We start from the raw sequence: 7,648 nt of genomic DNA, 5'->3' as shown, positions 1-7,648 counted from the left end.
GGCCTCACGGATGACGTGAGGCCGCGAGTCTTTAAGAGTTGCGGAGGGAGGGGCGGTGGGCGTCAGGCCAGGGGGAGGTAGACCTGGCCGCCGGAGGCGACGAATTCGGCGGATTTGTCGGCCATGCCCTTGACGGCGTACTCCTTGAGTTCCTGGCTGATGCGCATGGAGCAGAACTTCGGGCCGCACATGGAGCAGAAGTGCGCGGTCTTCGCGGCGGGCGCGGGCAGCGTCTCGTCGTGATAGGAGCGTGCGGTCTCCGGGTCCAGGGACAGGTCGAACTGGTCCTCCCAGCGGAACTCGAAGCGCGCCTTGGACAGCGCGTCGTCCCACGCCTGCGCGCCGGGATGCCCCTTGGCCAGGTCGGCGGCGTGTGCCGCGATCTTGTACGCGATCACGCCCGCCTTCACGTCGTTGCGGTCCGGCAGGCCGAGGTGCTCCTTGGGCGTGACGTAGCAGAGCATCGCGGTGCCGTACATGGCGATCATCGCGGCGCCGATGGCGCTGGTGATGTGGTCGTACGCCGGGGCGATGTCGGTGGTCAGCGGGCCGAGCGTGTAGAAGGGCGCCTCGTGGCACACCTCCTGCTGCAGGTCCACGTTCTCCTTGATCTTGTGCATGGGCACGTGCCCCGGCCCCTCGACCATCACCTGCACGTCGTGCCGCCAGGCGATCTCGGTCAGCTCGCCGAGGGTGCGCAGCTCGCCGAACTGCGCCTCGTCGTTGGCGTCGGCGATCGACCCGGGGCGCAGCCCGTCGCCGAGCGAGAAGGTGATGTCGTACCTCGCGAAGATCTCGCAGAGCTCCTCGAAGTTGGTGTAGAGGAAGTTCTCCCGGTGCTTGGCCAGGCACCAGGCCGCCATGATGGAGCCGCCGCGCGACACGATGCCGGTGACCCGGTCGGCGGCCAGCGGCACGTAGCGCAGCAGCACGCCCGCATGCACGGTCATGTAGTCCACGCCCTGCTCGGCCTGCTCGATGATGGTCTCGCGGTAGATCTCCCAGGTCAGCTTGAGCGGATCGCCCTTGACCTTCTCCAGCGCCTGGTAGATCGGCACGGTGCCGATCGGCACGGCCGAATTGCGCATGATCGCTTCGCGGGTCTCGTGGATGCGCGGGCCGGTGGACAGGTCCATCACCGTGTCGGCGCCCCAGCGGGTGGCCCAGGTCAGCTTCTCGACCTCCTCCGCCACGTCGGAGGTGACCGCGGAGGTGCCGATGTTGGCGTTGACCTTCACCAGGAACGCCTTACCGATGATCATCGGCTCGATCTCGGGGTGGTTGACGTTCGCGGGCAGCACGGCCCGGCCCGCCGCGATCTCGTCGCGCACCAGTTCCGGGGTCACGCCCTCGCGCAGGGCCACGTACTCCATCTCCGGCGTGATGATCCCGGCGCGGGCGCAGCCGAGCTGGGTCACCGGCGCGCCGTGGAGCCTGCGGTCGGCCACCCAGTCCACCCGCGGCAGGTGGTCGAAGACCCCCGGGCCGGACGTGTCGTAGAGCCGGACCGGGGTGCTGCCGTCGGTCAGGCCGACCTCGGCGAACGGCACCTGGATGTCGGGGCGGGACCCCGACACGTAGACCTTGCGCCTCATGCTGCCTCCTTGTGCTACAGGCGTGGGAAATGGTTCAGCGGACCGGCTCCGCTGCCGAGCCGCCAGTCCTGCGCCGCCAGCAGCGCCGAGCGGACATAGCGGTTCGCGTAGGCGATCGAGTCGTCGACCGGGTAGCCGTGCGCCAGCCGGGCCGCGATCGCCGCCGAGAAGGTGCAGCCCGTGCCGTGGTCGTTCGGCGTCTCCACCCGCGGCGAGCGCAGGAACCGCGCCCCGCTCGCGGTCCACACCGCGTCGACGACCTCCGCCCCGCCCAGATCGCCGCCGGTCACCACGACACACGCCGGGCCGTGCGAGGCCAGCTGCGCCGCCGCGCCGGCCATGTCCGCGGGGGTGCTGACCTGCCAGCCGAGCAGCGCCGACGCCTCGTCGATGTTGGGTGTCACCACGGTGGCGTACGGCAGCAGCCGCTCGATCGCGCTGACCACGCCGAGCCGCCGCCCCGTCGACGCGGTCAGCACCGGGTCCAGCACCATCTTCGGCAGTTCGCCGTTGCGTGCCCGGGCCCGGATGGTCGCCGCGATCTCCCCGCTGGCCACCATGCCGATCTTCACCGCGGCCACCGGCATGTCGTCGAGGACGGCGCCGAGCTGCGCGGCGACCACGGTGGCGGGCATCGGGTGCACGTCCGTGATGACTTTGGTGTTCTGCGAGGTCACCGCCGTGATGACGCTCGCGCCGTAGCAGTCCAGCGCGGCGAAGGTCTTCAGGTCCGCCTGGATACCCGCGCCGCCGCTGCTGTCCGATCCCGCGATGGTCAGGGCGAGGTGCGGGGTGCTCATGGCGTCCCCCTGCGGTGCGCCTGGGCGGACGGGCGGTGGTGGATTCTCTGCTCGCTCATGCCAGCACTCTCCCGCCGTCGCGGTGTGATCCGTCGCACAGGCCGTCCCACGCGGCGCGCAAGTTCGCGTACGCCTGTGCCGGATCGGCGGCCCGCATCACCGCGCCCATCACGGCCACTCCCGCGGCTCCGGCGTCTCGGCAGGCCGCGGCCTGCTCGGGCGACTCGACCCCGCCCAGTGCCAGCACCGCACGGCCCGCGCGGGCGGCCAGGCGGCGCAGTCCGGCAGGTTCGAGCGGCGGCCCGTAACCCGGTTTGCTGCGGCTGGGGAAGACCGGTGACAGTGTCACGTAGTCCTCGGTGGACAGCCGGTCGAGTTCCGCCTCGTCGTGGCACGAGCGGCCGAGCAGCCGGGGCCGCCCGAGCGGGGCGATCGCGCCCGCGCGCAGGTGCAGCGCCTCGCCGTCGAGGGTGTCCTGCCCGGCCACGATGAGCAGCCCGCCGACCGGGCGCAGCAGCTCCCGCAGCGCCGCCGCGAGCCGCAGCCGCTGCCCGCGCGGCAGGTCCTTCTCCCTCAGCAGCACGATCCGCGCGCCCCCGGTCACCGCCCCCGCGACGACGTCCACCAGCGGCCGGGCCGCCTGGCGGCGATCGGTCACGACGACCACGCCGCGCACCTCACCAGGGGGCGTGCCGCCGCCCGGCTCGGACTCCCCCGTCACCTCGCCCGGCCGGGCGGCGGCACGAGTCGCTGCCGGCCGGCTCACCATGTCGGGAGTCCTTCGGCAGGCGTGGAGGCCAGCGCGTGGCGGCGTACCGGGATGCGTCCGGCCTGCGACGCGAGCCGGCCCGCGACAACGGCGTGGCGCATCGCCGTGGCCATCGCCACCGGGTCGGCGGCCCTGGTCACCGCGCTGGCCAGCAGGACCGCGTCGCAGCCCAGCTCCATGGCGCGGGCGGCGTCGCTGGCGGTGCCGATCCCGGCGTCGAGGATGACCGGGCAGCGCACGGCCTCCCGGATCAGCTCGATGTGGTGCGGGTTCGAGATGCCCAGCCCCGACCCGATCGGCGCGCCCGCGGGCATCACCGCAGCGCAGCCCAGGTCGGCCAGCCGCCGGGCCAGCACCGGATCGTCGGTGGTGTACGGCAGCACGGTGAACCCGTCGTCGACCAGCCGCTCGGCCGCCCGCAGCAGCTCGACCGCGTCGGGCAGCAGCGTGCGCTCGTCCCCGATCACCTCCAGCTTGATCCAGTCGGTGTCGAACGCGTCGCGGGCCAGATGCGCGGTGCGCACCGCGTCGGCGGCCGTGTAGCAGCCCGCCGTGTTGGGCAGCAGCCGTACGCCGCAGCGCTCCAGCACGTCGAGCAGCCCGGCCGGGGTGTTCGGGTCGATGCGCCGCAGCGCGACGGTGACCAGCTCGGTGCCGCCCGCCAGCAGCGCCTGCTCCAGCGACTGGAGGCTGCTCGCCCCGCCGGTGCCGAGGATGAGCCGGGAGCCGAACTCGACGCCCCCGAGCAGGAACCTGTCGTCCATGCCGGTCAGCCGCCCTGCGTCGCGGTGAGGACCTCGACCCGGTCCCCGTCGAGCAGCCGGTGCGCGGGCCAGTCGGCGCGGCGCACGACCTCGCCGTTGACCGCGACCGCGACGCCGCGCGACGGCACGTCGAGCACGGCCAGCAGGTCGGCGATGGTCTCGCCGCGCCTGGTGGGGCGGGGCGTCTCGTTCACGACCACGGTGATCATCCGAGTCCTCCGGCGGTCAGGCGTTGAGGGGTGAAGGGTTCCCAGAGCGGGGGCAGCGAGCCGCCGTCGACCAGGTCGGCGACGGCCTGCGCGGTGTACGGGGCGGCCAGCACGCCGTGCCGGTAGTGCCCCGTGGCGACCAGCAGGCCCGGTGCCAGCTCGCCCACGATCGGTCCGTTGTCGGCGGTGCCGGGACGCTGGCCTACCGACACCTCGACCAGTGCGTGCTCGGCCAGCTCCGGCACCAGGTCGGTGGCGGCGCGCAGCAGGTCGCGTACGCCGCCCGCGGTGGCGTGGCCGTCGGCCCGTTCCTCGACGGTCGCCCCGACCAGCACCTCGCCGTCGCGGCGGGGCACCAGGTACACGGCGCGGCCGTCGGCGTACCCCCGGATGACGTGGCGCGGCGCGGCCTGGCCGCGCAGCCGCAGGACCGCGCCCTGCACCGGCCGCACCGGCAGCCCGGCCAGCGCGGCGCTGGCACAGCCCGCGGCGAGCACCACCACGTCGGCGTCCAGGCCGGACAGCCGGTGTACGGCCTCGCGGCGCACCGGCACCAGCTCGCGCAGCGCCGCCACGACCCGGCGCGGGTCCACCTGGTGGTCGGACTCGACGAGCACGCCCCGCGCCCGGGGGTTCAGCAGCGGCTCGCGCTCGCGCAGCCGGTCGCCGTCGAGCGCGACCACCTCCGCGCCCAGTTCCCGCTGATACGTCCACAGCCGGCGCAGTTCGGCGAGGTCGTCGGCGGTCAGCCCGACCTGCAGCGTGCCCTCGGTCCGGTGCCCCAGCTCGTGCCCGCTCGCCGCCGCCAGCTCCGCCGCGTACCCGGGCCAGTGCCGGGCGCATTCGAGCAGCAGTGCGGTCAGCTCGCGTTCGCCGAAGTAGGACTCGCCGACCGGGGCCAGCATGCCGGCGGCGACGTGGGACGCGCCGCGGCCGGGATCGGGGTCGTACACGGTGACGGCGTGCCCGCGCCGGGCGCACTGCCAGGCGATGCTGAGCCCGATGATGCCGCCGCCGACGACGGATACGGAAAGGGGTGCCACCGCGGCCTCCTCCCTGCGCCGGCATTACCCGGATCAGGTTCTACGGTCGGGAGCGAGAATCAGCTCCCCTCTCAGCCCGGTTCACCGGGCTCCCGTGGGGTTCTTGGTTCAGATGTGGTTCACGTGTTACGCGTGTGTTGCCGTCCGTGACGACTGTCGGGAGCGTAACCCCGCACGTACCCGGAGGCAACCCACACGTCGCCCGCCGCGATCTCCGCCACACCGGGGCGGAGCCGTGCGGGGCTCAGCCGAGCTGCGGCGACGTGTCGTTTCAGGACGCGACGGCGGCGAGCAGGTCGGCCACGGCGCGGGACGGGTCGGCGGCGTCGGAGACCGCGCCGATGACCGCGACACCGTGTGCTCCGGCGGCCAGCAGCTCCGGCACGCGGGCCGCGGTGATGCCGCCGATCGCGATGATCGGGGTGCCCGCGACCTGCCGCGCCACGGCGCGCAGGCCCTCCGCGCCGATGGACACCGGCAGCCCGTCCTTCGTGGACGTCGCGTAGCAGGGGCCCACGCCCAGGTAGTCGGCTCCGTCGCCGACCGCGCGCAGGGCGGTCGCCGGCAGCCGGGACGTCGCGCCGAGCACCGCGGCCGGGCCGAGCAGCCGCCGGGCCGCCGGCACGGGCAGGTCGTCCGCGCCGACGTGGCCGCCCGCGGCACCGGTGGCGAGCGCGACGTGCAGCCGGTCGTTGACCAGCACCGGAACCCCGACCGGGCGGCACAGTGCGACGATCTGGTTGGCCAGCTCGTACGCGAGCCGGTCGGTCCAGTCGTCCGCGGGCCGGAACTGGACGACCAGGTCGGGTGTGGCCACGGCGAGCGCGGCCCGGACCAGTGCGACCGGGTCCCGGCCGGGCCGGCTGTCGGTGATCAGATGAAGTCTCCCCAGCGCCATGGCCATACCCTATCGATTCTCATCGGTGAATGGGACAACCCCCTCCGTGACAGCCGCCGTCTACATCGGCTCATCCAGATCACTGATTCTGTGAAAACTCTTTACAATTACTTTGAATCGGTATGAGAACCCGTCTCGCCCTCGTCGCCCTCATCCTGGGCAGCACCGTCGCGGCAGCCGCCGTACCAGCTCAAGCCGCGTCCGCACCCGCCGTCGACGGGGCCGCCGCCGCGGCCGCCGGATACGTCAAGGTCGGCTACTTCGTCCAGTGGGGCATCTACCGCCGCAACTTCCTGGTGAAGAACCTGCACACGTCGGGGATGGCCGCGAAACTGACGCACATCAACTACGCGTTCGCCAACGTCGGCGCCGACGGCCGCTGCTTCGAGGCCAACGAGGCCGGGGTCGGCGACGCCTGGGCCGACTACCAGAAGCGTTTCAAGGCCGGCGAGTCCGTCGACGGTGTCGGCGACGTGGTGAGCCAGCCGCTGGCCGGCAACTTCCACCAGCTGCGCAAGCTCAAGGCGATGTACCCGCACTTGAAGGTGCTGCTGTCGGTGGGCGGCTGGACCTGGTCGAAGTACCTGTCCGACGCCGCGCTCACCCCGGCCTCCCGGCAGGCGATGGTGGCCAGCTGCATCGACATGTTCATCAAGGGCAACCTGCCCTTCATCGGCACCTCGCCGCACGGCGGCACGGGCAGCGCCTTCGGCGTGTTCGACGGGTTCGACCTGGACTGGGAGTGGCCCGCCTCGGCGGGTGAGGTCGGCAACGTGGTGCGGCCCGAGGACAAGCAGAACTACACCCTGCTGGCCGCCGAGTTCCGCAACCAGCTCAACGCGTACGGCGCGCAGGTCGGCCGGAGCTACCAGCTGACCGCGTTCCTGCCCGCGGACCCCGCGAAGATCAATGCCGGGATCGAGACCGCGCAGCTGTTCTCCCACCTCGACTTCGCCACAGTGCAGGGATACGACCTGGCCGGCGGGTGGGACCCGGTGACCGGGCACCAGTCGAACCTGTACTCCACGCCGTCGTCGCCGTTCAGCGTCGACCTGGCCGTGGACACCTACCGCGCCCAGGGCGCACCGGCCAACAAGATCGTGATCGGCGTCCCGTACTACGGCCGCGGCTGGACCGGCGTCGGCAGCACCGGCAACGGCCTCTACCAGCCCGCGAGCGGCCCGGCCCGGGGCACCTACGAGGACGGCGTCGACGACTACAAGAAGGTCATCGCCAAGCAGGGCACCGTGTACTACGACCCGGTCGCGGGCGCGTCCTGGAAGTACGGCGGCAGCGCCCTGTGGTCCTACGACACCGCGCAGGTCATCGCCCAGAAGACGGCGTACGTCAAGGCCAACGGCCTCGGCGGCACCATGGCCTGGTCCCTCGACGGCGACACCGCCACCGGAGAACTCACCACCGCGATCCACAACGGCCTGAGCTGACGCTCAACGCCTGGCCGGCCGCCGCCGCCACGGCACCGAGCGTCGCGCCAGGTGCTGATGCCCCGAACCGCATTTGCTCTGCACCCATTTGCCTGCTCTGCACCCGCCGACGCAACACGATGCAC

8 protein-coding genes and 1 riboswitch are annotated in these 7,648 nt (G+C 72.5%); of the genes, 1 reads left to right on the top strand and 7 read right to left on the bottom strand.

The window, feature by feature from the left end; translation table 11 throughout:
* Positions 1-62 precede the first annotated feature (62 nt).
* The 7 genes from thiC to thiE form a co-directional block, all read right to left on the bottom strand.
* Entirely contained in the window at positions 63-1,595 is a 1,533-nt protein-coding gene (thiC, locus tag ACFQO7_RS37475) for a phosphomethylpyrimidine synthase ThiC (protein WP_376810848.1), read from the bottom strand.
* 14 nt (positions 1,596-1,609) lie between these two features.
* Positions 1,610-2,395, bottom strand: a complete 786-nt coding sequence (gene thiD, locus ACFQO7_RS37470) for a bifunctional hydroxymethylpyrimidine kinase/phosphomethylpyrimidine kinase (protein ID WP_376810847.1) — start codon at positions 2,393-2,395, stop codon at positions 1,610-1,612.
* A 55-nt stretch (positions 2,396-2,450) separates the two neighbouring features.
* Positions 2,451-3,164, bottom strand: coding sequence for a thiamine phosphate synthase (locus ACFQO7_RS37465; protein ID WP_376810846.1), 714 nt, complete (start codon positions 3,162-3,164; stop codon positions 2,451-2,453).
* Entirely contained in the window at positions 3,158-3,928 is a 771-nt protein-coding gene (locus tag ACFQO7_RS37460) for a thiazole synthase (protein ID WP_376810845.1), read from the bottom strand. The genes ACFQO7_RS37465 and ACFQO7_RS37460 overlap by 7 nt, the downstream gene beginning before the upstream one ends.
* Positions 3,929-3,933: 5 nt before the next feature.
* Positions 3,934-4,137: a sulfur carrier protein ThiS gene (thiS, locus tag ACFQO7_RS37455; protein WP_376810844.1), complete on the bottom strand. Its 204-nt coding sequence runs from the start codon at positions 4,135-4,137 to the stop codon at positions 3,934-3,936.
* Positions 4,134-5,180, bottom strand: a complete 1,047-nt coding sequence (thiO, locus tag ACFQO7_RS37450) for a glycine oxidase ThiO (protein ID WP_376810843.1) — start codon at positions 5,178-5,180, stop codon at positions 4,134-4,136. Before thiO ends, thiS begins: the two co-directional genes overlap by 4 nt.
* Positions 5,174-5,286: riboswitch (TPP riboswitch) on the bottom strand. It overlaps the preceding gene by 7 nt.
* A 165-nt stretch (positions 5,287-5,451) precedes the next feature.
* A complete protein-coding gene (gene thiE, locus ACFQO7_RS37445) occupies positions 5,452-6,078 on the bottom strand; it encodes a thiamine phosphate synthase (RefSeq protein WP_376810842.1) in 627 nt (208 codons plus the stop codon).
* Positions 6,079-6,200: 122 nt separating this feature from the next.
* Between thiE and ACFQO7_RS37440 the strand changes: the two genes are divergently transcribed.
* The gene (locus ACFQO7_RS37440) at positions 6,201-7,523 is read left to right on the top strand and encodes a glycoside hydrolase family 18 protein (RefSeq protein WP_376810841.1); all 1,323 of its coding nucleotides are present in this window, start codon (positions 6,201-6,203) and stop codon (positions 7,521-7,523) included.
* The last annotated feature ends 125 nt before the right edge of the window (positions 7,524-7,648 follow it).

It is taken from the genome of Catellatospora aurea, assembly GCF_042663325.1.
Classification (GTDB): Bacteria; Actinomycetota; Actinomycetes; order Mycobacteriales; family Micromonosporaceae; genus Catellatospora; species Catellatospora aurea.
The sequence above is the reverse complement of the archived record's forward strand: the minus strand, read 5'-3'. Positions and strand labels throughout refer to the sequence as shown.